At 70.8% G+C, this 25,248-nt stretch carries 23 protein-coding genes and 2 tRNA genes; 15 read left to right on the top strand and 10 right to left on the bottom strand.

What is annotated here, in order from left to right; genetic code table 11:
• The first annotated feature begins 159 nt into the window (after positions 1-159).
• A complete protein-coding gene (locus ACIQM4_RS06240; protein WP_401586762.1) occupies positions 160-372 on the top strand; it encodes a hypothetical protein in 213 nt (70 codons plus the stop codon).
• Positions 373-421: 49 nt separating this feature from the next.
• On the opposite strand, the gene ACIQM4_RS06235 is transcribed toward ACIQM4_RS06240, so the two are convergent.
• Together ACIQM4_RS06235 and ACIQM4_RS06230 are read right to left on the bottom strand one after the other, a co-directional pair.
• A complete protein-coding gene (locus ACIQM4_RS06235) occupies positions 422-1,867 on the bottom strand; it encodes an ABC1 kinase family protein (protein WP_401586760.1) in 1,446 nt (481 codons plus the stop codon).
• Positions 1,868-1,945: 78 nt separating this feature from the next.
• Positions 1,946-3,091 (bottom strand): ThiF family adenylyltransferase, encoded by a 1,146-nt coding sequence (locus tag ACIQM4_RS06230; RefSeq protein ID WP_401586757.1) that lies wholly within the window; start codon positions 3,089-3,091, stop codon positions 1,946-1,948.
• Between the two features lie 367 nt (positions 3,092-3,458).
• On the opposite strand from ACIQM4_RS06230, the gene ACIQM4_RS06225 reads away from it, so the two are divergent.
• The 4 genes from ACIQM4_RS06225 (at position 3,459) to ACIQM4_RS06210 (ending at position 7,262) form a co-directional block, all read left to right on the top strand.
• Positions 3,459-4,001: a M48 family metallopeptidase gene (locus tag ACIQM4_RS06225; protein ID WP_401586754.1), complete on the top strand. Its 543-nt coding sequence runs from the start codon at positions 3,459-3,461 to the stop codon at positions 3,999-4,001.
• Positions 4,002-4,139: 138 nt separating this feature from the next.
• The gene (locus tag ACIQM4_RS06220) at positions 4,140-5,795 is read left to right on the top strand and encodes a TerD family protein (RefSeq protein ID WP_401586751.1); all 1,656 of its coding nucleotides are present in this window, start codon (positions 4,140-4,142) and stop codon (positions 5,793-5,795) included.
• Between the two features lie 13 nt (positions 5,796-5,808).
• A complete protein-coding gene (locus tag ACIQM4_RS06215) occupies positions 5,809-6,489 on the top strand; it encodes an AIM24 family protein (RefSeq protein WP_401586748.1) in 681 nt (226 codons plus the stop codon).
• 17 nt (positions 6,490-6,506) lie between these two features.
• On the top strand, positions 6,507-7,262 hold the full coding sequence (locus ACIQM4_RS06210) for an AIM24 family protein (RefSeq protein ID WP_401586745.1): 756 nt from the start codon (positions 6,507-6,509) through the stop codon (positions 7,260-7,262).
• 156 nt (positions 7,263-7,418) lie between these two features.
• Here the strand turns inward: ACIQM4_RS06210 and ACIQM4_RS06205 are convergent, their stop codons facing one another.
• On the bottom strand, positions 7,419-7,940 hold the full coding sequence (locus tag ACIQM4_RS06205) for an NUDIX hydrolase (protein WP_401586743.1): 522 nt from the start codon (positions 7,938-7,940) through the stop codon (positions 7,419-7,421).
• The gene (locus ACIQM4_RS06200) at positions 7,937-9,403 is read right to left on the bottom strand and encodes a zinc-dependent metalloprotease (protein WP_401586740.1); all 1,467 of its coding nucleotides are present in this window, start codon (positions 9,401-9,403) and stop codon (positions 7,937-7,939) included. Before ACIQM4_RS06200 ends, ACIQM4_RS06205 begins: the two co-directional genes overlap by 4 nt.
• 192 nt (positions 9,404-9,595) lie before the next feature.
• Here ACIQM4_RS06200 and ACIQM4_RS06195 point away from each other — a divergent pair, with 192 nt between their 5' ends.
• The 4 genes from ACIQM4_RS06195 (at position 9,596) to ACIQM4_RS06180 (ending at position 13,117) form a co-directional block, all read left to right on the top strand.
• Positions 9,596-10,726: an SDR family oxidoreductase gene (locus ACIQM4_RS06195; protein WP_401586737.1), complete on the top strand. Its 1,131-nt coding sequence runs from the start codon at positions 9,596-9,598 to the stop codon at positions 10,724-10,726.
• Positions 10,727-10,889: 163 nt separating this feature from the next.
• The gene (locus ACIQM4_RS06190) at positions 10,890-11,363 is read left to right on the top strand and encodes a molybdenum cofactor biosynthesis protein MoaE (RefSeq protein ID WP_401586734.1); all 474 of its coding nucleotides are present in this window, start codon (positions 10,890-10,892) and stop codon (positions 11,361-11,363) included.
• Between the two features lie 301 nt (positions 11,364-11,664).
• Positions 11,665-11,835, top strand: a complete 171-nt coding sequence (locus ACIQM4_RS06185) for a hypothetical protein (RefSeq protein WP_401586731.1) — start codon at positions 11,665-11,667, stop codon at positions 11,833-11,835.
• A 193-nt stretch (positions 11,836-12,028) separates the two neighbouring features.
• Entirely contained in the window at positions 12,029-13,117 is a 1,089-nt protein-coding gene (locus ACIQM4_RS06180) for a PDZ domain-containing protein (RefSeq protein WP_401586729.1), read from the top strand.
• A 127-nt stretch (positions 13,118-13,244) separates the two neighbouring features.
• Here ACIQM4_RS06180 and ACIQM4_RS06175 read toward each other — a convergent pair whose 3' ends face one another.
• Positions 13,245-13,826, bottom strand: a complete 582-nt coding sequence (locus ACIQM4_RS06175; protein ID WP_401586727.1) for a PPA1309 family protein — start codon at positions 13,824-13,826, stop codon at positions 13,245-13,247.
• Between the two features lie 186 nt (positions 13,827-14,012).
• On the opposite strand from ACIQM4_RS06175, the gene ACIQM4_RS06170 reads away from it, so the two are divergent.
• From ACIQM4_RS06170 to ACIQM4_RS06155, 4 genes are all read left to right on the top strand, one after another.
• Entirely contained in the window at positions 14,013-16,925 is a 2,913-nt protein-coding gene (locus tag ACIQM4_RS06170) for a UPF0182 family protein (protein WP_401588129.1), read from the top strand.
• A 67-nt stretch (positions 16,926-16,992) separates the two neighbouring features.
• Positions 16,993-17,066, top strand: a tRNA-Met gene (locus ACIQM4_RS06165).
• A 164-nt stretch (positions 17,067-17,230) separates the two neighbouring features.
• Complete coding sequence (locus tag ACIQM4_RS06160) at positions 17,231-19,246, top strand: tetratricopeptide repeat protein (RefSeq protein WP_401586725.1); 2,016 nt, start codon at positions 17,231-17,233, stop codon at positions 19,244-19,246.
• A 92-nt stretch (positions 19,247-19,338) separates the two neighbouring features.
• Positions 19,339-19,412 (top strand) — tRNA-Met (locus ACIQM4_RS06155).
• A gap of 134 nt (positions 19,413-19,546) precedes the next feature.
• On the opposite strand, the gene ACIQM4_RS06150 is transcribed toward ACIQM4_RS06155, so the two are convergent.
• Entirely contained in the window at positions 19,547-19,957 is a 411-nt protein-coding gene (locus ACIQM4_RS06150) for a Fur family transcriptional regulator (protein ID WP_401586722.1), read from the bottom strand.
• A gap of 93 nt (positions 19,958-20,050) precedes the next feature.
• Here ACIQM4_RS06150 and ACIQM4_RS06145 point away from each other — a divergent pair, with 93 nt between their 5' ends.
• Positions 20,051-21,559, top strand: coding sequence for a catalase (locus ACIQM4_RS06145; RefSeq protein WP_401586719.1), 1,509 nt, complete (start codon positions 20,051-20,053; stop codon positions 21,557-21,559).
• 91 nt (positions 21,560-21,650) lie between these two features.
• Here the strand turns inward: ACIQM4_RS06145 and ACIQM4_RS06140 are convergent, their stop codons facing one another.
• Positions 21,651-22,055: a cyclic nucleotide-binding/CBS domain-containing protein gene (locus tag ACIQM4_RS06140; RefSeq protein WP_401586717.1), complete on the bottom strand. Its 405-nt coding sequence runs from the start codon at positions 22,053-22,055 to the stop codon at positions 21,651-21,653.
• Between the two features lie 160 nt (positions 22,056-22,215).
• The gene (gene hisN / locus ACIQM4_RS06135) at positions 22,216-23,016 is read right to left on the bottom strand and encodes a histidinol-phosphatase (protein ID WP_401586714.1); all 801 of its coding nucleotides are present in this window, start codon (positions 23,014-23,016) and stop codon (positions 22,216-22,218) included.
• 143 nt (positions 23,017-23,159) lie between these two features.
• Between hisN and ACIQM4_RS06130 the strand changes: the two genes are divergently transcribed.
• Positions 23,160-23,738 (top strand): TetR/AcrR family transcriptional regulator, encoded by a 579-nt coding sequence (locus ACIQM4_RS06130; RefSeq protein WP_401586712.1) that lies wholly within the window; start codon positions 23,160-23,162, stop codon positions 23,736-23,738.
• A gap of 71 nt (positions 23,739-23,809) precedes the next feature.
• On the opposite strand, the gene ACIQM4_RS06125 is transcribed toward ACIQM4_RS06130, so the two are convergent.
• Both ACIQM4_RS06125 and rsgA read right to left on the bottom strand, forming a co-directional pair.
• Positions 23,810-24,133 carry a DMT family transporter gene (locus ACIQM4_RS06125; protein WP_401588127.1) on the bottom strand — a complete coding sequence of 108 codons (324 nt, stop codon included), beginning with the start codon at positions 24,131-24,133 and terminating at the stop codon, positions 23,810-23,812.
• Between the two features lie 96 nt (positions 24,134-24,229).
• Complete coding sequence (gene rsgA / locus ACIQM4_RS06120) at positions 24,230-25,246, bottom strand: ribosome small subunit-dependent GTPase A (protein ID WP_401586709.1); 1,017 nt, start codon at positions 25,244-25,246, stop codon at positions 24,230-24,232.
• Positions 25,247-25,248: the final 2 nt, after the last annotated feature.

Raw genomic sequence — 25,248 nt, 5'->3', positions numbered from 1 at the left:
ACGAGCACCCGCTGGTACGAGGACCTGCACGACGAGCACCAGAACCACCACACCGTGGGGCCGGTCCGCGAGGACCGGCCCCACCGGGCTTTCTTTCGCGGTGGGCAGGGCTTCGCGGTGGGCGGGGTTTCGCGCCCGGTGGGCGGGTACCGTCGCCAGGTGGATCCTCAGAACTCCAGCCCCGCGCAGCCGCCCTCCGCACCCGGCGAGGGGAACGCCGTGTGCGCACTCTGCGGCACCCCCGCCCCGGGCGGCGCCCCGCCGACCTGGACCTGCTCCGTCGAGAACGGCAGCCGACGCTACTTCTGCGTCGACTGCGCCCGCGCCCATCTCAGGGCGATCGAGGGCCGCCTCGACCCCTCCCGATGGTGAGACCCCGCCCCGCCGCACCCTCCCGGCCCAGCAGGACCACGGACGGGTCCTACTCCGCGCCGGCCCGACCCGCCGTCCCCTCCGCCTGCTCCGGGGGAGCCTCTGCGCCCTCGGGGCCCGCCTCGGGAGTCCCCTGAGGAGTCCCCTCGGGAGACACCTCGGGGAGGAAGCCGGGAAGCCACTCCTCCAGCTCGTCCCGCAGCCGCACCGTCGCCCCCAACTGACAGAGCACCCCGATGGTGCTCAGCGTGACCCGGTGGATCAGCAGGTAGGACGGCGGCAGATTCAACTGCTTGCCCAACTGGTGTGCCGGGGAACGGACATCGGCGATCCGCCCCGCCTGCTGCCGCAGCCAGCCACGGGTGAAGGTGAACTCCTCGGCCGCGGCCGGTTCGATGATCGGCACCAGGTATTCCAGTACCGCCCCCGGGTCGAGGTCGATGTCCTCCTTGACGAACCCCTCCCGGCGCAACATGCCGTACACCGCGTCGGCGTCGCCCTCCAGCGTCGTCCGCAACGCCTCGCCTATCGTCTCCGGAAGCCCACCGGGCAGCCGGTCCACGGTCCCGAAGTCCAGCACCCCCAGCCGCCAGGGAGCGTCCTTCGGCCCGCCCGGGTCCGCAGGCAGCAGCCGGAAGTTGCCCGGGTGCGGGTCCGCGTGCAGCAGTCCCGTGCGGGCCGGACCCGAGAACAGGAACCTGGCCAGCAACTGACCTGCCCGGTCCCGCTCCGACTGCGTCCCGTCCGTGATCACCTCGGACAGCGGTATCCCGTCCATCCACTCGGTGACCAGCACCTGGTCGCACTGGTGCACCACCTCGGGCACCACCACGTCGGGATCGTCCGCGAACTCCGTCGCGTGCTCGCGCTGGGCCCGTGCCTCCAACTCGTAGTCCAGCTCCTCCGACACCCGGTCGCGGAGCTCCGTGATCAGGGGTTTGATGTCCATCCCCGGGATGAGCGGCCCCAACAGCTTGGCGAACCTGCCCAGTTGGTTGAGGTCCGAGAGCAGGGCCTCGCCGGCTCCCGGGTACTGCACCTTGACGGCCACCTCGCGCCCGTCGTGCCACACCGCCCGGTGCACCTGGCCGATCGACGCGGCGGCCGCCGGTTTGTCCTCGAACTCCTGGAACAGCTCCCGCCAGTCCTCGCCCAGCCGCTCCACCAGCACCCCGTGCACGGTGCTCACCGGCATTGGGGGAGCCGCCTCCTGGAGCTTGGTCAGCGCCGCGCGGTACGGCCCGGCGATCTCCTCCGGCAGTGCGGACTCGAAGACGGACAGCGCCTGTCCGAACTTCATCGCGCCGCCCTTCAACTCGCCCAGCACGCGAAAGAGCTGCTCCGCCGTGCGTTGTTGCAGTTCCCGCCCGACGATCTCGGCGGACTTCCCGCCGATCCGTTTGCCGAGACCCCAGGCGGTCCGGCCGGCGAAGCCCAGTGGCAACGCGGCCAGCTTGGCGGTACGAGTTACCGCCTTCCGGGGAAGATCAGACATGCGCCCCTCCAGTTCCCAGACAGCCGCGCCGCGCGAACCCTGCTGACAGTGCCCTACCCAGTGCCCTTTCGACGGCGCCTACCCGGCCATTGTGTCGTGCGCCTTCAACTCTCCCGAGGCGGTGTCCCCGTCCCCGCCCCCACCTGCACCGCAGGCACACTCGTGGTGCGCGGGCAGCGACTGGGAGCGCCAGTCCAGGAGTGGCAGCGCGACCTCCCAGCGAGCCCCCGTGCTGGACGGCAGCTCGCCGTCCAGGAAGGCCAGCGCATGAGCCGCGGTCAGCCCGGCCACGGCTGCAGCCAACGCGATGTCGCAGGCCGGCACGGCTGCCCGCCGCCCCGAGCGCCACTGCGCCAGCATCCGGGGCCACCCCGGGTCGAGCTCCGCGCGAGCGCGCTCCATGCACCCGGCGCAGGCGCTCCCGCCCGGCAGTACCAACGGGCCCACCACCCCCGTCGCCTCCACCACCCCCGCGTACAGATGTGGGACCCCGGTCCTGATCCAGTCCTCACCGGTCGCGGGATCGGGAGCATAGGCGTCGAGGCCGTCCCTGGGCGTCACCACGACCAGCGACAACCCCGGTTCGGCCGCGGGCTCTCCCCTCTCGCCCGGCCGGTCCTGCGGCGGCCGGCCGGGCGCCGCCCCACGCACCGCCCGACGTGCCGCGATGTCCCGCCGCGCACCGACGGACCCGGCGGGCAGCCCACCCGGCGCCACGTCCCACGGCTCCACGCAGCCCCCGTCCAGCACCTCCACCCGCCCCACCCCGGAAGCCGACAGCAGCGAGGCGACATGCGCGCCGACCCGCCCCGCCCCGCGCACCTGGACCCGGGCCGCCCGACGCGCCGCCAGCCGCCGCGCTCCACCGCCAGGCTCCGGATGCACCACCGTCATCGAGGCCAGGTCCGGCCGCAGCCGGTCCAGCTCTCCCGGCCGCTCCAGCAGGGAATTCGCCCCGGGCCCTCCCGCTGTCACGTCGTCGATCAGCCCCGCCGCCGTCAGCCGGGTGACCAGGTTGTCCACCTGACCTTCCGGCAGCCCCATCGCCCTGGCCTCCGTCCGCAGCAGCGGCATGCCGCGCGTCCCGTCCAGCAGCTCGATCATGCTGCCGGTCGCCGTGTCCACCGGCCCCACCAGGACCGCGTGCGCGGAGGTCACCCCGAACTGCACGCTCTGCCGGTCCCGCCAGGCCCGGCGCAACGCGGGCTTCACCCTCGGATACATGAGCCGCCCCTTCCCTCTCCGCCGTCGACCGCCTGCCGGGCAGTCGCTCCGTCGCTCTGTGTGCCGATCTCAGAATGGGACCCGGCGCGAATCGGTGCCGAAAGTTGTCCACAGGGCCGCGCACCAGTCGTACCGGTGGGGCCCACGCCCGCCCCGACACCCCCCCGGACACACCCCCCCGGGACACACCCCCCCCCGGACACACCCCCCGGCCCGACGCCCCCGACCCGACACACCCCTCAGCCCGACATGCCCCAGCCCGACACGCCCCTCAGCTCGACACGCCCCCAGTCCGACACGGCGCCGGTTCCGGCCGGAACACCGCACAGGCACGACGTCCGCCACGTGCAGCGGGTACCGTCGGGGCGTGTCCGTCGACCCGTCCCCCCGCCTCGCCGTCGAGGTGCGCAGAAGCGCCCGCCGCAGCCGCACCGTCTCCGCGTACCGCGAGGGTGACCGCACCATCGTGCTCATCCCCGCCCGGATGTCGCAGGCGGAGGAGCAGCGCTGGGTGAGCGTGATGCTCGACAAGCTCGCCGCCCAGGAGAGCAGACGAACCCTGGGTGACGACGACCTGTGCGAGCGGGCCGGCCGGCTCTCCGCGCAGTACTTCGAAGGCCGTGCGGTGCCCGCGTCCGTGCGCTGGGTGACCAACCAGAACTCCCGCTGGGGTTCCTGCACGCCGTCCGAGGGCAGCATCCGCCTCTCCCACCGGTTGCAGGGGATGCCCGAGTACGTCATCGACTACGTGCTCCTCCACGAGTTGGCCCATCTGCTGGTGCCCGGTCACGGGGCGGCCTTCTGGCGGCTCCTGGAGGCGTATCCGCGCACCGAGCGGGCCCGCGGCTACCTTGAAGGAGTGGTCGCCGCCGACCGGTTGCCGCACCTCCCCAAGGCGCGCGGCGAGTAACGCTCCGTACCACCGGCCCCGTTGCTGAGCGCTCACCGCGGTGATCTGTACCGACTGTGTACCGGCCAGCCGCACTGTCAGTGTTTGCGGTTAGCCTGACGCGAAGTATTCATCCGGGACGGGGGACGGTCGTTACGTATGGCCAGGGACTTCCAGCGCGGCCACAAGGCCAAAGTCAGTGACCTCACAGCGGGGACGGATCTGTACGTAGGCGTACAGATCGGCGCTCCCGGGCTGTCCTTCGACATCAGCTGCTTCGGTCTCGACGCGGACGAGCAGCTGACCGACGACCGCTACTTCATCTTCTTCAACCAGCCCAAGTCACCCGAGGAGTCGATCCAGCTCCTGGGCGCGCAGGCCGGTGACACGGAGTCGTTCCGAGTCACCCTGGACCGCGTCCCATCCCACATCCACAAGCTGTCGTTCACCGCGACGATCGACGGCGCGGGACAGATGTCGCAGGTGTCTCCCGGTTACATCAGGGTGGTCGCCGGGGGTGAGGAAGTCGTCCGCTACTCCTTCACCGGGGCCGAGTTCAGCACCGAGCGTGCCGTGATGCTCGGCGACTTCTACCTGAAGGACGTGTGGCGTTTCGCCGCGGTCGGCCAGGGCTTCGACGGCGGTCTCGAAGCGCTGCTGAAGAACTTCGGCGGCGAGGTCGAGGAGGAGGCGGCGGCGGAGCCCCCCGGCGCGCCGGCGCCGCAGCAGGGCGCCGTCCCCGGGTTCGCCCCGCCGGCCGGCGGCCCCGGCCCCGCCCAGCCGGTGCCCCAGCAGCGCGCCGAGACCACCGCGCACCCGGCCCCCGCACCCGACGTCCCGCCGGTGCACGCCGCGCAGACGATCGCTGCGCCGTTGCACGCGCAACAGCCGTACGGACAGCCGCCGCACGCCCCGCAGGAGCCGCAAGCGCCGCAGCAGTACGGCCAGGTGCCGGGACAGAGCCAAGGCGCCCAGTACGGCTACCCACCGGTCGCACCCGCCGCCCCCGGGCCGTACGGACAACAGCCGCCGCAGCAGTACGGCCAACAGCCTGGACACCAGCCCCCGCAGCAGTACGGACAGCACCACCACCCGTACGGGCAGCCCGGCCCGGCCGCCCCGCAGGGGATTCCCCAGGGTGCGCCGCAGACCGCCCCCGGGCTCGGCGCCGCCCTGCAGAAGTATCGCGAAACACCCACCGGCCAGCGCTGGACCCCGCAGAACGAGCAGCTCATGCGGGTCGACCTCGGCAACAACGGCACACCCGTCCTCGCCCGCCAGGGCAGCATGGTGATGTACCAGGGCAAGGTCGACTTCAGTTACAAGGGTGCCGGTTTCAAGGGCCGCATCATCGGCAACGCCACCGGCCAGGAGATGCAGCTGATGCGCTGCACCGGGCAGGGCCAGGTCTTCTTCGCGGAGAACGCCGCCCATCTGCACCCCATCGAGCTCCAGGGCGACGGCATCTGCGTCTCCGCCGAGAACGTCCTCGCGTTCGACGAGACGCTCCAGCACGAGGTTCGCCGCATCGAGGGCCACGGCATCCCCGGCGGCGCGCTCTTCACGATGTTGTTCCACGGCACCGGCACCGTCGTGGTGAAGACCCAGGGCATCCCGGTCGTCCTGCCGGTCACGCCCACCACGTTCGCCGACAGCAACGCGATCGTCGCCTGGTCGGCGGCGTCCCAGGTGATCCTCTCCAGCCAGGTCAGGCTCCGCCGCCAGGCGTTCCCCGGCCACAGCGGCGAGACCGTGAACCTGCAGTTCCGCGGAGCGCCAGGAAACTTCATCGTCGTCCAGCCGTACGAGGTCTGAGGGAGCCCGAAGAATGAACCAGCAGCTCGCGGGCTTCGCCCCGACCCCCGTCGCCGCCCGCATGGAGAACCACGGCCGGTCCATGCTCAAGGTCGCCATGGCCACCGGCCAGGACCTGTACGCGCGTACGGGCTCGATGGTCGCCTACGAAGGGTTCGTCCAGTACGAGCCCAACCCGCCCGCCGTGCGGCAGATCGCCTCGCAGTGGATCACCGGCGAGGGCGCCCCGCTGATGAAGTGCGCCGGCGACGGCCTGCTCTACCTCGCCGACTACGGCGCGGACGTCGTCGTCATCAACCTCACCGACGACGCGCTCTCGGTCAACGGCACCAACCTGCTCGCCTTCGACGCGACCCTCCAGTGGGGCGTCGAGCGCGTCAAGGGCCTCGCCAAGTTCGCCGGCCAGGGGCTGTGGAACGTGAAGGTCTCCGGCACCGGCTGGATCGCCCTCACCTCGCGTGGCACCCCGCTCGTCGTGGACTGCGGCAGCGGCGAGGACGAGACGTACGTCGATCCGGACGCGCTGATCGCGTGGTCCCCGAACCTCAAGGTGAAGGGCAAGCGCAGCTTCAAGGCGTCCTCACTGATCGGCAGGGGCAGCGGCGAGGCGTACCAGATGGCCTTCTCGGGCCAAGGCGTCGTCGTCGTACAGCCCAGCGAGGACAGCTCGGACCGGCTGCGGATCAAGCACTGAGGGGGACGGGGAACATCATGCAGAGCCCGCTTTTCGGCCATACGGAACAACAGTCGGCCGAGCGCTACACCGCCCAGAACCCGCAGCTCCTGCGGGTTGCCCTGACCGGCCACGACGACGTCCTGGCCCGCAAGGGCAGCATGGTCGCCTACCAGGGACTGATGGAGTTCGACGGCGAGTACCGCTCGCAGCAGCAACAGCTTGCCCGTGCGCACACGGGCGAGGGCCTGGACCTGATGCGCTGCTCCGGGCAGGGCACGGTCTTCCTCGCCAACCTTGCCCAGTACATCCACGTCGTCGACGTCGACCAGGCCGGCCTCACCGTCGACAGCGGCTATGTCCTGGCGCTGGACTCGGCGTTGCACACCGAGGTCGTCGCCGTCGACAGCCAGTACGGGATCTCCGGCTCCGGCAAGTACCAGATGAACATCTCCGGTCGCGGCAAGGTGGCGCTGATGACCTCGGGGCAGCCGCTGATGATGCAGGTCACACCCGACCGGTACATCAGCGCCGACGCGGACGCGGTGGTCGCCTGGTCGGCGTCGCTGCGGGTGCAGATGCAGGCACAGACCCACTCCTCCAGCATCCGGCGCAGGCGCGGCAACACGGGTGAGGGCTGGGAGCTCAGCTTCCTCGGCCAGGGCATCGTGCTGGTCCAGCCCAGCGAGGTCATGCCGCCGCAGAACGCGGTGATCGGCCAGGGCATGGCCGCGCAGTACGGCGTCGGCCAGCAGGGCGCACACGGCCAGAACCAGGGAAACGCCTGGAGCTGAGCGCTCGCGCTCGCGGCGGGGGAAGCGGGGGGGAGGGGACGCGTTGTCCAGCTCTGGGGGACGCGTTGTCCAGCTCCGGGTGCGCCGTGGCCGGTCGCGCAGTTCCCCGCGCCCCTGGAGAAGGGGGGGCGGCCTCCAACGAGGCCGCCCCGTCGGTCACAACGCCGCCCGGACCCGCTTCACCAGTCGTACGACCGACTCGTCGGCCACCGTCGCGACCTCGTCGTAGCCGAACCAGCGCAGGTCGTCCGACTCGTCGCTGATCGCCTCGACCGCGCCGGGCGGGGCGAGCGCCGCGTACTGGACGTCCAAGTGCCAGTGGCACGGGGCCGGGATCGGATGCCGGTCCAGCCGCACCGGGCCGCCCGGGAGCAGCGTCAGACCTTCGATGCCGGACTCCTCGGTGGCCTCCCGCAGCGCGGCGTCCGCAACCGAGACGTCACCGCTCTCGCAGTGACCGCCCATCTGGAGCCACATCTTCAGCTTCCTGTGCAGCGTCAGCAGCACCCGGCCGCGCTCCGGGTCGACCACCAGGGCGCTGGCCGTGAGGTGACCGGCCGTGCAGGCCTTCCACATCCCGTCCGGATGCGCCGCGAGGTGATCCAGGTACTGCTGCCGCAGGTCGGTCTGGTCCTCGTACCCCTTGAGTACGAGGACCGCGTCGTCGTGCAGGGTCACTTGTCGCCGTCACCCTTGCTGTCGTCGGCAGCGCCTTCGCCGCCCTCGTCGTCCTTCTCAAGGCTGGGCTTCGCGCCGGAGGGGCCGCCCGCCGCCTCCCCGAGCATCTTGTCCAGCTCGGAGAAGTCCATCTGCTCGCGGTGCACGAACCCGTCCGGATCGTCCAGGTCCTGTGCCGTCGGCAGCATGTCCGGGTGCTCCCACAGCCCGTCCCGGCCCTCGTGACCGCGTGCGTCCGTGAGCGAGGCCCACAGCCGGGCGGCGTCCCGCAGCCTGCGCGGACGCAGCTGCATGCCCACCAGCGTCGCGAAGGTCTGCTCGGCGGGGCCACCCGACGCGCGCCGCCTGCGCAGCGTCTCGCGCAGGGCGTCGGCGGACGTCAGACGCGGCTTCGCAGCCTCGTGGACGACCGCGTCCACCCAGCCCTCGACGAGCGCGAGCGCCGTCTCCAGGCGGGCCAGGGCGGCCTTCTGCGCCGGGGTCTCCTCGGGCTGGAACATGCCCTGCTGGAGCGCCTCCTGCAGCTGCTCGGGATTGGACGGGTCGAGCCCGCCGACCGCCTCCTCCAGCTTCGAGGTGTCCACGGTGATCCCGCGGGCATACCCCTCGACCGCGCCGAACAGGTGCGAGCGCAACCACGGCACATGTGCGAAGAGCCGCTGGTGGGCGGCCTCGCGCAGCGCCAGGTACAGCCGCACCTCGTCCTTGTCGACGCCCAGGTCCTTGCCGAACGTCTCGATGTTCACCGGCAGCAGCGCGGCCTTGCCGGCCGGGCCGAGCGGCAGGCCGATGTCCGTGGACCCGGTCACCTCGCCCGCCAGCACGCCGATGGCCTGCCCGATCTGCTGGCCGAACATGGCGCCGCCCATGGACCGCATCATGCCGATCAGCGGGCCCGCCATGGCCTGCATCTCCTCGGGCAGCACATCGCCCATGGCCGCGCCGACGCGCTCCGCGACCGGGTCCACCAGCTGCTGCCACGCGGGCAGGGTCGCCTCGACCCACTCCGCGCGGCTCCACGCCACGGAGGTCGTCGCCCCGGAGGGCAGCGAGGTCACGCCGTCCAGCCAGTGGTCGGCGAGGCGCACGGCCTCCTCGACGGCGGACCGCTCGGCCGGGCTCACGCTGGAGTCCTTGGTGCCGTCGGACGTGCCCTGCGCGACGGTCTGGCGGGCGATGTCCTTGGCCATGTCCCAGTTCACGGGACCGCCCTCGTAACTCAGCATCTGGCCGAGCTGCTGGAAGGCGGCGCCGAGATCGTTGGGATTCATCGCGCCGAACATCGCGGCGAAGGGGTTGTCACCCCCGGCCCCGCCCATGCCTGGCACGGCGCCGAACCCCGCGAAGGGGTTGGACGGATCACCGCCGGAACCCTGCCCACCACCGGCAGGGTCCTTCTTCTTGCCGTCGCCGTCCTCCGGCTCCTCCGGCGGAAGGCCGAATCCGAATGGGGTGTCACTCACGGGTTTCCTCGGCTCGTAGGGCCGCCGGCTGGTGCCGACGGCGGCTGCCCGACATCACCACCCAGCGTAGACACCGGAACCGGATTACGGTCTCGGTGCTCCGCGGACTCGGGGCCTGCGGCAGGATGGACGCCACCTGGTCCGTACGCGCCAACACGCGTACGTACTGAAGACAACCGCTGGAGACGCCCGGTGAGTTCCCCAGATCCGAAGGTTCGCGCAACAGATCCCAAGGTTCGCGCAGCGCGAAACCGCTCAACCCCCGCCGTGCGGGGTCCCGTGGTCGCGGTCACCGGCGCCGCGTCCGGGGTCGGCGCCCTGCTGACCCGCAGACTGGCCGACTCGCAGGAGATCAAGCAGGTCGTCGCGATCGACGAGCGGCGAGGTGACGTCACCGAGGCGCAGTGGCACATCCTTGACGTCCGCGACCCCGCCATCGCCGAGAAGCTGCGCGGCGCTGACGTCGTCGTGCACCTCGCGCTCGACCTCGACCTGGAGACGGACCCCGCGGCCCGCACGGCCTACAACGTGCGCGGTACGCAGACGGTGCTCACGGCAGCTGCCGCAGCCGGGGTGCACCGGGTCGTCCTGTGCACCTCCGCCATGGTCTACGGCGCCCTCCCGGACAACGACATCCCGCTCTCCGAGGACGCCGAGCTGCGCGCCACCGCCGAGGCCACCGGGGTCGGCGACCTCCTGGAGGTCGAGCGGCTCGGCCGCCGCGCCCCGCGCGCCCACCCCGGCCTCAACGTGACCGTCGTCCGTCCCGCCGTGCTCGTGGGCGGTACGGACACGGCGCTCACCCGCTACTTCGAGTCACCCCGCCTGCTGGTGGCCGCGGGATCCCGCCCCACCTGGCAGTTCTGCCACATGGAGGACCTGGTCAGCGCCCTGGAGTACGCGGCGCTCGAAAAGGTCGAGGGTGAGCTCGTGGTCGGCTGCGACGGCTGGCTGGAACAGGAGGAGGTCGAGGAGCTCAGCGGCATCCGCCGGATGGAACTGCCGTCCGCCGTCGCCCTGGGGGCCGCCGCCCGGCTGCACCGGATCGGACTCACCCCGTCGCCCGCGGGCGACCTCGCGTACACGATGCACCCCTGGGTGGTCAGCGTCTCGCGGCTGCACGACGCGGGCTGGCGGCCGCGGTGGACCAACGAGGAGGTACTCGCACAGCTCCTTGAGGAGGTGGCGGGCCGGCACACCCTCGCGGGCCGCCGCCTGGGCCGCAAGGACGCCACGGCCGCGGGCGCCGCGGGGGCGACGGTAGCGCTGCTCGGCACGGCCGCCCTGGTACGCCGCGCCCGAAAGGCCCGCCGCCGCATCTGAACCCGTACGGGAGCACCGGCCGGTACGCGGGCGGGACCCGCCGCACGGCACGCGCGCGGCGGGCTGTGTCCCGTACGCCCTGTAGGACGCTCCATACGGCACGCACGCGTGCCGGTCGAAAGGGCAATTCCGCGTTGTCGGTGCCGTACGGCACGATGGGTTCATGGCAGGTACTCCGAGCACCCCGACCACTCACCCGGGCGAGCAGGCGGCGCAGGACCCGATCCGGCTGCTCTCGGTCCGCGACACCCCGCTCTCCCTCGACGAGGTCTTCCGGGCCGTCGGGGACGACGCCGCCGGCGGCACCGCCCTGTTCGTCGGCACCGTCCGCAACCACGACGGGGGCGCCGACGTCGACGCTCTGGGCTACTCCTGCCATCCCTCGGCGGAGGCGGAGATGCGCCGCGTCGCCGAGAAGGTGGTGGCGAACCACCCGGTGCGGGCGCTCGCGGCCGTCCACCGGGTGGGTGATCTCTCGGTGGGTGACCTCGCGGTCGTGGTGGCCGTCTCCTGCCCGCACCGCGCGGAGGCCTTCGAGGCGTGCCGGATGCTGATCGACGACCTGAAGCACGAGGTCCCGATCTGGAAGCACCAGAAATTCTCGGACGGCACGGAGGAATGGGTCGGCGCCTGCTGAATTCGGACCACCCTGGAGGGGACGTCGAGGACCGGACCCGCGTCGCCCGCCGTGGTCCGCAATCGCCTCCGCCGTGGGTCCGGAGTCACCCGGAGGGTCGAACTTCGAATTGCCCCGAAGCGGGCACCAATGCCGCCCCACGGGCCAAACCCGGCTAAACGCCTCTACCGCCAACCGCCACGATTTGCGTAACCCGCACCCTGGCCCGAGCGTTGAAGCAGCGGATGGTTAATCTGCTGATCGGCTGGCTGCGATCACTTGGGATTGTTCAGTGGCCGCTCACTGGGTCGGGAGGTCGGAAATGGCTGCACTTGCCTGGTTGCTGATTCCGCTTTTCGCAGCCGTAGGGGCTGCGATATGGGGAAGTTGGGCCGCCCGTAACCGCACTACCGGCGATGTCGCCGAACTCGCGGGTTACGAGAAGTTCCGCGACGCCATGCAGAAGTCGCATTCCGATTCGGACGCCGCCTGACGCGGCGGAAACGTTCCAGCGCGGCGGAAACGTTCCAGCAGTGAGGTGCGCCGGGTCGGGCCGGTGCGGCGCCTCGGGTCGTCGGGAGCGCTGGCCGTCCCGAGCCGTGTGAGAGCGACGACGGAAACCCTCCGCTCCCCGTACGGACCGGCCCCACGGGTGCTCCCGCAAAGCCTTCCCGTACTGTCGTTCCATGCCACGCCGCACTGCGACGATGCTCGCCTCCACCCTCGTCCTGATCGCGCTGCTCTGCGCGGGCGTCCTCATCAAAGTGCCGTACTCGGAAATGTCCCCGGGGCCGACGGTGAACACCCTCGGCACGGCCGGCGGTGAGCCGGTGCTCCAGGTCTCCGGGCACAAGACCTTCCCCACGAGCGGGCATCTCAACATGACGACGGTCCGCGTCACCGGCGCCGACTACTCGATGAACCTGGTCGAGGTGGTGTACGGCTGGCTGGCGCACGACAGCATCGTGGTGCCGCACAGCACGCTCTACCCGGACGGCAAGACCGAGGAGCAGTCCACCCAGGAGAACGCCGAGGAGTTCAGCCAGTCCCAGGAGAGCGCGAAGGTCGCCGCCCTCAGGGAGCTGAAGCTGCCCGTCGCCACCCGCGTGGTGGTCTCCAGCGTCGTCAAGGGCAGCCCCGCCGAGGGGAAGCTGCACGCGGGTGACGTCGTCCGCGAGGTGGACGGCAAGAAGGTCCGGGAGCCGGGGGACGTGGCCAAGCTCGTCACTCAGCGCAAGCCCGGCGAGAAGGTGGTCTTCACCGTCGTGCCGACCAAGGACGCCGAGGCCGCGGAGAAGGCGCACAAGGAGCCGACGACCACCGAGAAGGTCACCGTCACCACCGAGAAGGCCAAGGACAACGGACGGCCGATCGTCGGCATCCAGGCCGGGACCGACCACACCTTCCCCTTCACCATCGACATCAAGCTCGCCGACGTCGGCGGTCCCAGTGCGGGTCTGATGTTCTCCCTGGGCATCGTCGACAAGCTGACCGCGAAGGACATGACGGGCGGGAAGTTCGTCGCCGGTACGGGAACCATCGACGAGAAGGGCAAGGTCGGCCCGATCGGTGGCATCCAGATGAAGACCGTCGGCGCGCGCAAGGCGGGCGCCGAGTACTTCCTGACGCCCAAGGACAACTGCGCGACCGCCGCCGCCGACGTTCCCGACGGGCTGACCCTCGTCAAGGTCGACACCCTCGACGACGCGGTCGAGGCGATGGACGGCATCCGCACGGGAGACACGGCCCGTCTGCCCAAGTGCACGACGGACTGACCGGCCCGCCTGCCCAGGTGCACGACGGACTGACCGGCCCACGCTGACCGGCCCGCCCGCCCAGGTGCACGACGGAACGACCGGCCCGCCGCGGCCGAAACGCACGACGGGCCGACCGGCCGGCGGGTTATGCCTCGAACGTCGCCGCCAGTGCCTCGGCCAGTCCCGGCACCAGGTCGGGGCCGGTCAGGACCTCGTTCGGGGAGTCCTTCTCGCGCAGCCGGATCGCCGACTCCCGGGCGCCGCCGCGCAGCACCGCCACCGTCATCCGGACCTCCTGCCGGTCCGGGTGCCCCGCGACCCACTTGGTCAGCTGCGCGCCCTTGAGGCCCTCAGGTACGGACGCCTCGGCGGACGGCGGCAGCATCAGGCGCTCCACGGTGAGGGCGCAGCCCGTCACCGACGCCGGCCAGGCGATCGTGCCGAGGAACTCGTCCAGTGCCTTGCCTCGCGGGATCTCCTCCTGCTCGATCGGCGTGAACCCGGCGGCCTGGGCCGCGTCGATCCCGAGCTGCGAGGCGAGCCCCGGCTCCTGCTTGCGCAGCTTGGCGGTGTCGACGAGGGCGAACAGCCTGGCCGGCTTGTCCCAGCCGATGCCGGACGCGTACTCGTCGATCTCCAGTACGGCCCGGGTCAGCGGACTCGCGGCCATCGGCGTGCCCGGCGACGGCATCGGAGGGGTGTGGTCTGAGGGGGAGGAGTTGGACATGGTGAATATCCTGCCTCCTTCGGCCCCCAAAGCGGGAACTGAGTAAAGCTTCGTTAAGTTGCATAGGTACGGACCCCGCGCAGGCGGGGCCCGATCCACACCGCAGGCAGCACGTCCCGACCAGACAGCACGCTTAACCCCGCAAACACAACAGCGAACTTCGAGGTGCGCACGTTGGCTTTCCAGATGCCGGACCGCGGCGGAGGCCCGACCGGGCCACGGATCAGAGTGGGCCGGCCCTCCCGGCGCGCCCGGACCCTGCTCATGACACTGGGGGTCCTGGCCGTTCTGGCCATGGCGTTCGTCATGTTCGCCGGGTTCTGGACGGACTGGCTCTGGTATCGATCGGTCAACTATTCGTCCGTTTTCACCACCACCCTGTGGACCAAGATCGGGCTGTTCGCCGTCTTCGGTCTGCTCATGGCGGCTGCCGTCGGCGTGAACATCTGGCTGGCGCACCGGCTCCGGCCGCCGCTCAGCGCGATGTCGATGGAGCAGCAGAGCCTCGACCGTTACCGGATGGGACTCGCTCCGTACAAGAAGTGGGTGCTCATCGCGATCACCGCTCTCGTCGGGCTGATCGCCGGTGCCTCCGCGTCCGGCCAGTGGCGCACCTGGCTGCTGGCCCTCAACGGGGTGCCGTTCGGGCAGAAGGACCCGCAGTTCGGTCTTGACGTGTCGTTCTACGCGTTCGACCTGCCGTGGTACCGCTTCCTGCTCGGCTTCGGGTTTGCCGCCGCGGTGATCTCGCTGGTCGCGGCCGCCCTGGTGCACTACCTGTACGGCGGGCTGCGGCTGACCAGCCCGGGTGCGCGCGCGACCGCCGCCGCCACCGGTCACCTCTCGGTGCTGCTCGGCATCTTCGTCGCGCTGAAGGCCGTGGCGTACTGGCTCGACCGGTACGGACTGGCCGTCAAGTCCAGCGACTTCAAGGCCACCGGCAACTGGACCGGCCTGCGGTACGTCGACGCCAACGCCTACCTCCCGGCGAAGACGATCCTGTTCTGCATCGCCGTGATCTGCGCCCTGCTGTTCTTCGCGACGCTGTGGCGCCGCACCTGGCAGCTGCCGGTGATCGGCTTCGGACTGATGGTGCTCTCCGCGATCCTGATCGGCGGGCTCTACCCGGCGATCGTGCAGAAGTTCCAGGTCCAGCCGAACGAGCAGGCCAAGGAAGCGCCGTACATCGAGAAGAACATCGACGCGACCCGTCAGGCGTACAAGATCGACGGCGCCAAGGTGGGTGACTACCGGGGCACCAACGACGGCGGGGACAACGCGAAACTGCGCAAGGACGCCGACACGGCGGCCAGTTACCGCCTCCTGGACCCGAACGTCGTGTCGCCGACCTTCCGCCAGCTCCAGCAGGAGCGGAAGTACTACCAGTTCCCGCAGACCCTCGACGTGGACCGGTACAACGGCCAGGACACCGTCATCGGCCTCCGCGAGCTGGACCTCAAGGGCATCCCCAAGCGCAACTGGATCAACGACCACTTCACCTACACCCACGGGTACGGCGTGGTGGCCGCCAAGGGCACCTCCGTCAACGCGGACACCGAGGGCGGTCCCGACTTCACCGAGTCCGGGCTCCCGGCCAAGGGCGCCCTCACCGACGGCGGCAAGTACGAGCAGCGGATCTACTACGGCGAGAAGACCGAGCAGTACTCGATCGTCGGCGGCCCGCAGCAGGAGCTCGACTACGAGAAGAACGGCGAGGACACCAAGAACACCAGCTACAAGGGTGGCAGCGGCGTCAACCTCTCCAACCCGCTCAACCGTGCGGCCTACGCCGTCACGATGAGCGAGCCGCAGATCCTCTACTCCGGCGCCATCGGCGAGGGCTCGCGGATCCTCTACAACCGCACGCCCAAGCAGCGCGTCGAGGCCGTGGCCCCGTGGCTGACCATCGACGGCGACGCCTACCCGGCGATCGTCAAGGGCAAGATCCAGTGGATCGTCGACGCCTACACGACGACCAACGGCTACCCGTACGCGTCGCGCACGACGCTCGGGGACTCCACCACGGACTCGCTGACCACCAACCAGCGCGCCGTGGTCGCCCAGCAGAACCAGGTCAACTACATCCGTAACTCGGTGAAGGCCACCGTCGACGCGTACGACGGCTCGGTCCAGCTCTACGAGTGGGACGACAAGGACCCGGTCCTGCAGACCTGGAAGAAGGCCTTCCCGGGCACGGTCAAGGACAAGTCCCAGATCGACCCGGAGCTCAAGGCGCACCTGCGCTACCCGCAGGACATGTTCAAGGTCCAGCGCGAGCTGCTCACCCGGTACCACGTCGAGGACCCGGCGCAGTTCTACAGCGGCTCCGACGCCTGGCAGGTCCCGGACGACCCGACGACCGACGCCAAGGGCGCCGTGCCGCCGTACTACCTGAGCCTGAAGATGCCCGGTGACGAGAGCCAGAAGTTCTCGCTGACGACCACCTTCACGCCCAACGGACGCCCCAACCTCGGGGGGTTCATGGCGGTCGACGCCGATGCCGCGAGCAGCAGTTACGGCACGATAAGACTGCTGCGGGTGACCGGGGACGTGCTGGGGCCGCAGCAGGTGCAGAACCGGCTGAGCACCAACCCCGAGGTGACGGAGTTCGTCCGCAACACCAAGGGCGCCAACTCCGACATCCAGTACGGCAACCTGCTCACGATCCCGCTCAACGACGGGTTCCTGTACGTCGAGCCGGTGTACGCACAGGGCAACAACGCCCAGTACCCGCTGCTGAAGAAGGTCGGCGTCTCCTACGGCAAGGAGACCGTCTTCAAGAACTCGCTCGCCGAGGCGCTCAACGCGGTCTTCGGCGACAAGGGGGCGGTGACGCCGCCCGACGAGGGCGACGATCCCACCAAGCCGCCGGCCACCGGGACGACAGCGCTCCAGAAGGCCATCTCGGACGCCCAGACGGCGTACGGGGAGGGTGAGGAGGCGCTGAAGAAGCAGGACTGGACCGCCTACGGCAAGGCCCAGGAGAAGCTTCAGGACGCGCTCCAGCGGGCGGCCGACGCCCAGCAGGCGCCGCCCGCCAAGCAGGACCCGAAGGCCCCGGAGAAGAAGGACCCGAAGGAGCCCGCGAAGAACGAATAGCAGGCGGGAGCAGGTGACGGGGCGAGAAGGCCCCTCCCCGCGTCGTGGTACGGTTGTACAACAACGACGCGGGGTGGAGCAGCTCGGTAGCTCGCTGGGCTCATAACCCAGAGGTCGCAGGTTCAAATCCTGTCCCCGCTACTCATTCGACGAGGGCCCGGATCCATTAAGGATCCGGGCCCTCGTCGTATGTCCGCACACCGTATGTGTTTGACTTGTCGCCCTGTGGGCATGTCGACAAAACGCTGTAGTGACCTCTATGGCTGCGGTATACCAGGTGTACCCGGGTTGCGGGTGGTGCGACGATGAAAACTATGGGGGACAGGGCAACTCTGTTGGAGACAGGGCAGGTTGAGACAACGCGGAACAAGGCGCGGAAGACCACGGTGCATGACGAGACGGCGCACGAGGTAACCGGCGCGGTCGGCCACGGGCAGGACGGCGCCGGCTGGGTCGAGACGGGCCTGCCGGTCCAACGGCGCCCGGCCGACGGCGGCGAGGACGCCGACGGCACCGACACCGCCACGGCGGAGGACGAGCTGCGCCACCGGCAGGCCGCCGCGAACGGCGACCCCGCGTCCATGAGCGTCCTGGGCGCCCTGCTGCTGCGCCGCGGTGACCTGGACGGCGCCGAGCCCCACCTCCGCGCCGCCACCGCCGAGGGCGACCGGGCCGCCGCCAACAACCTCGGCGTCCTGCTGCTCCAGCGCGGGTACGCGGAGGAGGCCGCCAGCTGGTGGCGCATCGCCGCCGTCGCGGGTTCCGCCGCCGCCGCCCACGCCCTCGGCAGGCACTACCGCGAGCGCGGCGACGAGCCCGCGGCCGAGTACTGGCTGCGCCAGTCCGCCGAGCACGGACACGCGCTGGGCGCCTACGCGCTGGCCGACCTCCTTGAGCACCGCGGTGACGTCGGCGCCGAGCGCTGGCTGCGCGCCGCCGCCGAACAGGGCCACCGGGAGGCCTCGTACCGCCTGGCCAGGCTCCTCGACCGCCGGGCGGGGACGCCCACCGGGGGCGGCCCCGCCGCCGACGTGGCCAACCGGCGCGGCATCACCTGGGACACCGACCCCCGCATGGTGCGTTCCTCCTCCGTCGCCCCCGGCGAGAAGCCGCCCGAGGTGGAGGCCGAGCAGTGGTACCGCCAGGCCGCCGCGCGCGGCCACCGGCGGGCCGCCCTGCACCTGGGCGTGATCCTGGAGGCCCGCGGCGAGCTGAAGGAGGCCGGGCGCTGGTACCTGACCTCCGCCAAGGACGGCGAGCCGCGAGCCGCGTGCGCGCTGGGGTTCCTGCTGCGCGACGCGGGCGACGAGGAGAGCGCCGCCGTGTGGTGGCTGCGCGCCGCCCAGGAGGGCGACGGGAACGCCGCGAACGCGCTGGGCGCACAGCACGCCGCCCGCGGTGAGCAGCAGACCGCCGAGCGCTGGTACCGGGCCGCCCTGGACGCGGGCGACATCAACGGCGCGTACAACCTGGGTCTGCTGTGCGCCGCCCAGGGGCGTACCGCCCAGGCCGAACAGTGGTACCGCAGGGCCGCCTACGCGGGCCACCGCGAGGCGGCGAACGCGCTGGCCATCCTGCTGCTGCAAGGTGGCGACGCGTCCGGCGCCGAGCCGTGGTTCTCCAAGGCCGCCGAGGTGGGCAGTGTCGACGCCGCCTTCAACCTGGGGATCCTGCACGCGGGCCGGGGCGACGAGCAGGGCGCGCTGGAGTGGTACGAACGGGCCGCCGCCGCCGGACACACCGAGGCGGCGCTCCAGGTCGGCATCGCCCTGCTGCGCGAAGGTGACGAGCAGGCCGCGGAGTCACACCTGCGGCGGGCGGCGGGCGGGGGCAGCCCGGAGGGCGCGTTCCGGCTCGGCATGCTGCTGGACGCCAGGCAGCCGCCCGCGGGACCTCCCGTGCTCGGCGAACCGGTGGACGAGAAGTCCGAGTGCGAGGAGTGGTACGAGCGGGCCGCCGAGCAGGGGCACCGCCGTGCCCAGGTGCGGGTCGGAATGCTCGCGGCGGGGCGCGGCGACGTCGAGGGCGCGGCGCGTTGGTACCGGGAGGCGGCCGAGGCCGGAAGCCTGGGCGGGGCCTTCAACCTCGGTCTGCTGCTGGCGCGCGAGGGGCGCGAGCCGGAGGCGCAGCTGTGGTGGACCAGGGCGGCGCAGGCGGGACACGGCCGGGCCGCGCTGCGCCTCGCCCTGCTGGCGGCCAGGCGCGGTGAGCTGGGCGAGGGCGAGCGGTGGTGCGAACGGGCGGTGGAGCTGGGGCCCGCCGAGGTGGCCGAGCGGGCCGCCCGGCTGCGCGACGCGCTGCATCAGGAGCTGACGGCCTGAGCCGCGCGGACGGCTGAAGTTCCGGCCGTCGGCGGCCCGCGCCAAACGATTTGCGCAGGTCGGGGGGTGCCGCGTAGGGTTGTGTCTACCGACGCGGGGTGGAGCAGCTCGGTAGCTCGCTGGGCTCATAACCCAGAGGTCGCAGGTTCAAATCCTGTCCCCGCTACTGAAGAAGTAGTGCACACCGGAGGCCCGGAACTCGAAAGAGTTCCGGGCCTCCGGTGTTTTCGTGACGGGGTCTGCGCTGTTTACGTGAGGCGGCGTGGCCGGTGCGGCCACCGGTCACGGTTCGACCGGGACCTATGCGCAGTTCGGGCAGACGCCTCGGTACGTCACTTCCACGTCGGAGATCGTGAAGCCGAAGCGCTCCGTGTCGGGGAGGTCCCGAAGCGGGTTGCCCGCCGGGTGGACGTCGCGGATGGCGCCGCACCGCGCGCAGACCAGGTGCTGGTGCGGGCGGTGGGCGTTGGGGTCGTAGCGCTTGGCGCGGCGGTCCGTGGACACCTCGATGACCTCGCCGAGGGACACCATCTCGCCGAGGGTGTTGTACACCGTGGCCCGGGAGATCTCCGGCAGCTTGCCGACGGCGCGTGCGTGCACCTCGTCGGCCGTCAGGTGGACGTGGTCCCCGTCGAGGACCTCGGCCACGACACGGCGTTGTGCGGTCATGCGCCAGCCGCGCCCGCGCAGTCGTTCCAGAAGGTCGCTCATGCCCTCAGCCTAACAGGAACGGGACCCCAGTTCCGAACCGATGTGATTCTGGATGCCCGCTTGACTTAGACAAAGTCCATTGTAGGATCGACTATGGCGACAAGCCAAGGGACAGGGTTTGCAAGAGATACGCAGGAGGCGCACGTGACGTCGCAGGGACCGCTCACCACCGAGGCCGGCGCGCCGGTCGCCGACAATCAGAACAGCGAGACGGCAGGCATCGGCGGGCCGGTTCTCGTCCAGGACCAGGCACTCCTGGAGAAGCTCGCGCACTTCAACCGCGAGCGCATTCCGGAGCGCGTGGTGCACGCCCGTGGCGCCGGTGCGTACGGCACCTTCACGCTGACCCGGGACGTCTCGCAGTGGACGCGGGCCAAGTTCCTCTCCGAGGTCGGCAAGCAGACCGAGACCTTCCTGCGCTTCTCGACGGTGGCCGGCAACCTGGGCTCCGCCGACGCCGTCCGCGACCCGCGTGGCTTCGCGCTGAAGTTCTACACGGAGGAGGGGAACTACGACCTGGTCGGGAACAACACCCCCGTCTTCTTCATCAAGGACGCCATCAAGTTCCCCGACTTCATCCACACCCAGAAGCGCGACCCGTACACGGGCTCCCAGGAGGCCGACAACGTATGGGACTTCTGGGGCCTGAGCCCCGAGTCCACCCACCAGGTGACCTGGCTCTTCGGTGACCGCGGCATCCCGGCGACGCTGCGCCACATGAACGGCTACGGCTCGCACACCTACCAGTGGAACAACGAGGCGGGCGAGACCTTCTGGGTCAAGTACCACTTCAAGACCGACCAGGGCATCAAGAACCTCACCACCGAGGACGCCAACCAGCTCTCCGGCATGGACCCCGACAGCCACCAGCGCGATCTGCGCGAGGCCATCGAGCGCGGTGAGTTCCCGTCCTGGACGGTGCAGGTGCAGATCATGCCGGCGGCGGACGCGGCCTCGTACCGCTTCAACCCGTTCGACCTCACCAAGGTGTGGCCGCACGAGGACTACCCGCCGATCGAGATCGGCAAGCTGGAGCTCAACCGCAACCCGCAGAACATCTTCGCCGAGGTGGAGCAGTCGATCTTCAGCCCCGCGCACTTCGTGCCGGGCATCGGCCCGTCCCCCGACAAGATGCTCCAGGGCCGTCTCTTCGCGTACGGCGACGCCCACCGCTACCGCGTCGGCATCAACGCCGACCACCTGCCGGTGAATCGCCCGCACGCCACCGAGGCGCGCACCAACTCCCGTGACGGCTTCCTGTACGACGGCCGTCACAACGGCGCCAAGAACTACGAGCCGAACAGCTTCGGCGGTCCGCTCCAGACCAACCGCCCGCTGTGGCAGCCGACCGAGGTGGCCGGCGTGACCGGCAACCACGAGGCGCCCTCGCACGCCGAGGACAACGACTTCGTGCAGGCGGGGAACCTCTACCGGATGATGTCCGAGGACGAGAAGGGCCGGCTGATCGAGAACCTCGCCGGCTTCATCTCCAAGGTCTCGCGCGACGAGATCGCCGTGCGCGCGGTGAACAACTTCCGTCAGGCGGACGCCGACTTCGGCAAGCGCCTCGAAGCCGCCGTGCAGGAGCTGCGCAGCAAGTAGGCGGCAGCCGGACGGTGAAAAGGCCGGTGGGCCGGGTCCCCCTCGCGGGGGCCCGGCCCACCGGCTTTTCCGTAAGGATGTGAACGAACGCTCAGCCCGCGAGCGCCGCCGGGTGGCGGCGGCTCGGGGCCCAGCAGCGGATGATGTCGCGGACCGAGACGACGCCGACCGGCTCGCCCTGTTCGTCCAGCACGATCAGATGGCGGAAGCCACCGTGCGCCATCGCCTGTGCCGCGTCCTCCAGCGTCCAGGAGGGGGCGGCGAAGACGACGTCCGTGGTGGTGTGGGCGCCGGCGGTCTCCAGGTCGGGGTCCTGGCCGGCGCCGACCGAGACGAGGAGATCGCGTTCGGTGAGGATGCCGAGTCCGCTGGTGTCCGCGTCGAGGACGATGGCCGCCCCGACATGTCGTGCGGACATCAACCGGGCGGCCTGGCGGAGGGTGTGGGCGGGGCCGATGGTGAGGACCATCGTGCTCATGGCATCGCGAACGAGCATGGAGTTCAGCCACCTCCTGGGACGAATTCGCACGAGAACGAATTCACAAGTTCACAAGTGAGGGAGCTTTCAGAGTGGCAGGCTCGTCCGGGGTCAACAAGGGGCAGGTAGAGGCGAACTGAGGGGCGCGCAAAAAACCGGCACACGCCCCTCAGACGTCTCAGTAGCGCTGGTTGAGGTAGCCCAGCAGTTCGTCGTGGAGCAGGCCGTTCGAGGCCGCCGCGTTGCCGCCCTCCACACCGGTGACCCCGTCCAGGCTGGTGAAGCGGCCGCCCGCCTCCTCGACGATGATCGCGTTCGCGGCCATGTCCCAGAGGGAGAGCTCGGGCTCCGCGCAGATGTCGACGGAACCCTCGGCGACCATCATGTACGGCCAGAAGTCGCCGTAGCCGCGCGTCCGCCAGCAGGCGCGGGAGAGATCCAGGAAGCCGTCGAGGCGGCCCTGCTGCTCCCAGCCGGAGAGCGAGGAGTAGGCGAAGGACGAGTCCGCGATCCGCGGGACCTTCGAGACCTGCAGCCGGGTCGCGGAGGTCAGGCTGCGGCCGGTGTACGCGCCACCGCCCTTCGCGGCCCACCAGCGGCGGCCGAGCGCGGGCGCGGAGACGACACCCATCACCGGGTGGTAGCCGCCCTCACCGGCCTCCATGAGGGAGATCAGCGTGGCCCAGACGGGGACGCCGCGCACATAGTTCTTCGTACCGTCGATGGGGTCGATCACCCAGCGGCGCGGGCCGGAGCCCTCCAGGCCGTACTCCTCGCCGAGGACGGCGTCGCGCGGACGGCCGCGCTTGAGGTGGCCGCGGATCAGCTCCTCGGCGGCCTTGTCGGCCTCGGTCACCGGGGTCATGTCCGGCTTCGTCTCGACCTTGAGGTCCAGGGCCTTGAAACGGCCCATGGTCTGGGCGTCGGCGGCGTCGGCGAGGACGTGGGCGAGGCGCAGGTCATCGTGATAGTCGGGCATGCCCGCCACAGTATCGAGCGCCTCGGGCGGACGTGCGGACGGACCCTCGGAGCCGCATTCCGGCGCACCTTCCGCGGCCCGGAGGCAGGCGCCCTTGACAGTGGGTGACGGGCCGTCAACGCTGGCAGGCGGGAGGCGACGCTATGCCCACTGCCCGGGAAGCCCTGCTGGACTCCGCCTACACGGCGCTCGCGGTCCGGCCCTGGTCGGCGGTGCGGATGGTCGACGTCGCCGCCGCGGCGGGGGTGTCACGGCAGACCCTCTACAACGAGTTCTCCAGCAAGGACGGACTGGCGCGGGCGCTGGTGCGCCGGGAGGCGGACGGCTTCCTGGCAGGCGTGGACCGGGTGCTCGCCGACCGGACCGGGTCGGACCAGGACCGGCTGGCCGGGCTCGCCGAGTGGATCGTTCGGGCCGCGCGGGGAAATCCGCTGGTACGGGCGCTGGTGAGCGGGTGCTGGCCGGAACGGTTGCCCTCCGGGAGGGCGGCGAGGGGGGCGTTGGCTGCGGCGGGCGCGGCGCAGCGCCGGGCGGACGGCGGCGCGCCGGGAGCGGGGGAACTGCTGGCAGTCGTACGGGACCGGGCGGCGGCAGCGGTGGGGGAGCGGTGGCCGTGCGAAACGGTGGTGCGCCTCGCGGTCTCCTGGGTGGTCGCACCGCCCGGCGACCGGCGAACGGTCACGGTGGCGGAGTTCGTACGTGCGGTCGCCGACGCGGCGTGACCCGTGCGAGGTGCCCGGCGTACGCGCGGTCGCCGGCCCGGCGTGACCCGCCCAGGAACGCCGGCGTGTGCTCAGTGCGAGGAGCCGGAGAGCTGGAGGCCGATGACGCCGACGATGACGAACGAGATGGAGACGAGCTTCAGCGTGGAGACGACGTCGTCCAGGAAGATCATTCCGTAGATGGCGGTGCCGGTCGCGCCGATGCCGGTCCAGACCGCGTACGCGGGGCCCACGTCCAGCTTCTTCAGGGACAGGGTGAGCAGACCGAAGCTGCCCAGTGCGAACGCCGCGAAGGCGATCGTGGGCCAGAGTCTCGTGAAGCCGTGCGACAGCTTGAGACACACGGCGAAGCCGGTTTCGAGGATTCCGGCGAACACCACCAGCAGCCACGCCATTTGAGTGCCTCCCATGTCTCCTGTGCAGGTGACCGCTTCGTCTCGCTCGGTGCGATTATGCCTTTACCAGGCAGACGCGGGGGCGAACGCCGGGGTTCAGTCGCCCTCGCGCCGTTCCCGGGTGGCGAGCAGCCGGCGCAGCGAGATCAGCCGGGCGGGGTCCGCGTGCCCGTCGGCCACCCACTTGTCCAGGGCGCACTCCGGCGCGTTCTCGTCGTGCGTACAGCCGCGCGGGCACTGTTCCGTGCCGGGCTCCAGGTCGGGGAAGGCGTGGATGACGCGCGAGGGGTCCACGTGGTGCAGGCCGAAGGACCGGACACCCGGGGTGTCGATCACCCAACCGGAGTCACCCGCGAGGGGGAGCGCGAGCGCGGAGGTGGTGGTGTGCCGGCCGCGCCCGGTGACCGCGTTGACGTGTCCCGTCGTGCGCCGCCTTTCCTCCGGTACGAGGGTGTTGACCAGGGTCGTCTTGCCGACGCCCGAGTGGCCCACGAAGGCGGTGACCTTGCCGTCGAGGTGGTCGCGGACGACGTCGCCCGCCGCCCCGTTCTCCAGCTCCTCGCGGCTGGTGACGATGTACGGCACGCCCAGCGGCACGTACATCTCAAGGAGGTCGTGGGCGGAGGCCAGGTCGGACTTGGTGAGCACCAGCAGCGGTGTCAGACCTCCGTCGTACGCTGCCACCAGACAGCGGTCGATCATGCGGGGGCGCGGCTCCGGATCGGCGAGGGCGGTCACGATGGCGAGCTGGTCGGCGTTGGCGACGACGACCCGCTCGAACGGGTCGTCGTCGTCGGCCGTGCGGCGCAGGACGGAGGCGCGCGGCTCGATGCGGACGATGCGGGCGAGGGTGTCCTTGGCGCCCGAGAGATCGCCGACGATCATGACCTTGTCGCCCACCACGGCTGCCTTGCGGCCCAGTTCACGGGCCTTCATAGCCATGACCGTACGGCCCTCGACGAGGCAGGTCAGCCGTCCCCGGTCCACGGTGAGGACCATGCCCTGCTGGGCGTCCTCGTGCTTGGGCCTGATGTGGGTGCGGGGCCGGTTGCCCTTGCGGTTGGGGCGGACGCGGATGTCGTCCTCGTCGGGGTTCTTGCCGTAGCGGCGCATCG

It is taken from the genome of Streptomyces sp. NPDC091272, from assembly GCF_044757485.1.
Lineage (GTDB): Bacteria > Actinomycetota > Actinomycetes > Streptomycetales > Streptomycetaceae > Streptomyces.
The sequence above is the reverse complement of the archived record's forward strand: the minus strand, read 5'-3'. Positions and strand labels throughout refer to the sequence as shown.

Excerpts from the sequence above, each read along its gene's own strand:
- ACIQM4_RS06235 (WP_401586760.1), bottom strand. The coding sequence starts at position 1,867 with ATGTCTGATCTTCCCCGGAAGGCGGTAACTCGTACCGCCAAGCTGGCC.
- ACIQM4_RS06230 (WP_401586757.1), bottom strand. The coding sequence starts at position 3,091 with ATGTATCCGAGGGTGAAGCCCGCGTTGCGCCGGGCCTGGCGGGACCGG.
- ACIQM4_RS06220 (WP_401586751.1), top strand. The coding sequence starts at position 4,140 with ATGGCCAGGGACTTCCAGCGCGGCCACAAGGCCAAAGTCAGTGACCTC.
- ACIQM4_RS06215 (WP_401586748.1), top strand. The coding sequence starts at position 5,809 with ATGAACCAGCAGCTCGCGGGCTTCGCCCCGACCCCCGTCGCCGCCCGC.
- ACIQM4_RS06210 (WP_401586745.1), top strand. The coding sequence starts at position 6,507 with ATGCAGAGCCCGCTTTTCGGCCATACGGAACAACAGTCGGCCGAGCGC.
- ACIQM4_RS06190 (WP_401586734.1), top strand. The coding sequence starts at position 10,890 with ATGGCAGGTACTCCGAGCACCCCGACCACTCACCCGGGCGAGCAGGCG.
- ACIQM4_RS06185 (WP_401586731.1), top strand. The coding sequence starts at position 11,665 with ATGGCTGCACTTGCCTGGTTGCTGATTCCGCTTTTCGCAGCCGTAGGG.
- ACIQM4_RS06180 (WP_401586729.1), top strand. The coding sequence starts at position 12,029 with ATGCCACGCCGCACTGCGACGATGCTCGCCTCCACCCTCGTCCTGATC.
- ACIQM4_RS06175 (WP_401586727.1), bottom strand. The coding sequence starts at position 13,826 with ATGTCCAACTCCTCCCCCTCAGACCACACCCCTCCGATGCCGTCGCCG.
- ACIQM4_RS06170 (WP_401588129.1), top strand. The coding sequence starts at position 14,013 with ATGCCGGACCGCGGCGGAGGCCCGACCGGGCCACGGATCAGAGTGGGC.
- ACIQM4_RS06160 (WP_401586725.1), top strand. The coding sequence starts at position 17,231 with ATGAAAACTATGGGGGACAGGGCAACTCTGTTGGAGACAGGGCAGGTT.
- ACIQM4_RS06150 (WP_401586722.1), bottom strand. The coding sequence starts at position 19,957 with ATGAGCGACCTTCTGGAACGACTGCGCGGGCGCGGCTGGCGCATGACC.
- ACIQM4_RS06145 (WP_401586719.1), top strand. The coding sequence starts at position 20,051 with ATGGCGACAAGCCAAGGGACAGGGTTTGCAAGAGATACGCAGGAGGCG.
- ACIQM4_RS06140 (WP_401586717.1), bottom strand. The coding sequence starts at position 22,055 with ATGCTCGTTCGCGATGCCATGAGCACGATGGTCCTCACCATCGGCCCC.
- hisN (WP_401586714.1), bottom strand. The coding sequence starts at position 23,016 with ATGCCCGACTATCACGATGACCTGCGCCTCGCCCACGTCCTCGCCGAC.
- ACIQM4_RS06130 (WP_401586712.1), top strand. The coding sequence starts at position 23,160 with ATGCCCACTGCCCGGGAAGCCCTGCTGGACTCCGCCTACACGGCGCTC.
- ACIQM4_RS06125 (WP_401588127.1), bottom strand. The coding sequence starts at position 24,133 with ATGGCGTGGCTGCTGGTGGTGTTCGCCGGAATCCTCGAAACCGGCTTC.
- rsgA (WP_401586709.1), bottom strand. The coding sequence starts at position 25,246 with ATGCGCCGCTACGGCAAGAACCCCGACGAGGACGACATCCGCGTCCGC.